General features: G+C 76.8%; 2 protein-coding genes. Both read left to right on the top strand.

What is annotated here, in order from left to right:
- Positions 1–8 precede the first annotated feature (8 nt).
- A complete protein-coding gene (locus FOE67_RS24925) occupies positions 9–470 on the top strand; it encodes a MarR family winged helix-turn-helix transcriptional regulator (protein WP_182667077.1) in 462 nt (153 codons plus the stop codon).
- 265 nt (positions 471–735) lie between these two features.
- Positions 736–1708 (top strand): serine/threonine-protein kinase (locus FOE67_RS24930; protein ID WP_182667076.1); only part of this gene is annotated, 973 nt, incomplete at its 3' end.

Consider the following 1708-nt stretch of genomic DNA (forward strand, 5'->3'; position numbering starts at 1 on the left):
CCCCCGCCCTGCTCGACTCCTGCGCCCTCGGCGTCCTCCGGCTCCACGGCCGGTTCCTCGCCGTCTCCGAGGAGTTGGCCCGGCCGGTCGGCCTGACCGCCGCCCGACGGCAGGTGCTCGGAGCCGTGCTCCGCACGCCGCTGCCGGTGGCCGGCATCGCCCGGGGGACGGGGGTCAGCCGGCAGGGCGTGCAGCGCCTGGCCGACGCCCTGGTCGCCGACGGCCTGGCCGGCTGGGAACCGAACCCCGCCCACCGCCGCGCCAAACTGCTGACCGCCACCCCGGCGGGGCGGGAGGCGGTGCGGCGCCTCGACCCCGGCCACGCGGCACTGGCCGAACGCCTGTGCGCCGCGTTGGGCGGCCCCGACCGCTTCGCCGAGGTGGTGGAGGTCCTGGAACACCTCGGCCGGGCCCTGGAGAGCGCCGGCGCGACGACCGGGGAGCCGGGTGATCCCCCGGCCCCCGGCTGAGCGACCCCGCGCCGGCGGGGGTGCCCGGGCACCCCCGCGCCGACGGGAACCGGCCGGCCGGAAACCGGTATCCGGGCGGCCGTACCGGCCCCGGGGCCGGGGGCCTATTCTCCTGTGTACGCCGGGAAAAGGCCCGGCGTGGCCGGGGGCACCGGCCGACCGCAACCGCGCGGCCGGCCGAATCGTCCCACTCACCGGACACCGGACCACAACCGAAGCCGCCGGGGACGCCCGGCACCGCACCGCCCGGGGGAGATCGCCGCGCATGGAGCCACTGACGCCCGACGATCCCCGAGCCATCGGTGACTACCGCCTGATCGCCCGTCTCGGCGAGGGCGGCATGGGCAACGTCTACCTGGCCCGCTCCCCGCGCGGCCGGACGGTGGCCGTCAAGACCATCCGCTCGATCCTCGCCGGCGAGCCCGACTTCCGCCGCCGGTTCGCGCAGGAGATCACCGCGGCCCGCCGGGTGGGCGACACCTGGACCGCGCCGGTGCTGGACGCCGACCCGGAGGCGGACGTCCCGTGGGTGGCCACCGGTTACATCGCCGGTCCCTCCCTGCACGACGTCGTGACCGGCCGGCACGGGCCGCTGCCCGAGCGGTCCGTGCTGATCCTCGCGCACGGCCTGACCCGGGCCCTGGGGGCCATCCACGGCGCCGGACTGATCCACCGCGACCTCAAGCCCTCCAACATCCTGCTGACCATCGACGGCCCCCGGGTCATCGACTTCGGCATCGCCCGCGTCCTGGAGAGCACCGCACCCGGGGTGACCCGCACCGGCTCCACCGTCGGCTCGCCCGGCTTCATGTCCCCCGAGCAGGTGCGCGGCGAGACCCTCACGCCGGCCTCGGACGTCTTCTGCCTCGGCTCGGTGCTCGCCTACGCGGCCACCGGCCGCACCCCCTTCGGCAGCACCGACAGCGGGTTGCACGTACTGCTGTTCCGGGTCGCGGAGGAGGAGCCGGACCTCGACGAACTGCCCGATGGGTTGCGGGCGCTGGTGGCCGACTGCCTCGCCAAGGACCCCGCCGCCCGACCGGCCACCGAGGCGCTGGCCGAGCGCCTCGCGCCGGTCGCCGAGGCCTCCCGCGAGCCGTGGCTGCCCGGCGCGCTGATCGCCCAACTGGGTCGGCACGCCGTGGAGTTGCTGAACTCGGAGGACCCGATGACGGGGTTCGCGCCGGTCGCGGGCCCGGCACCGGCCCCCTCCCCGCCCCCGGCCGTGGATTCTGCAT

This window comes from Streptomyces calidiresistens, assembly GCF_014141525.1.
Classification (GTDB): domain Bacteria; phylum Actinomycetota; class Actinomycetes; order Streptomycetales; family Streptomycetaceae; genus Streptomyces; species Streptomyces calidiresistens.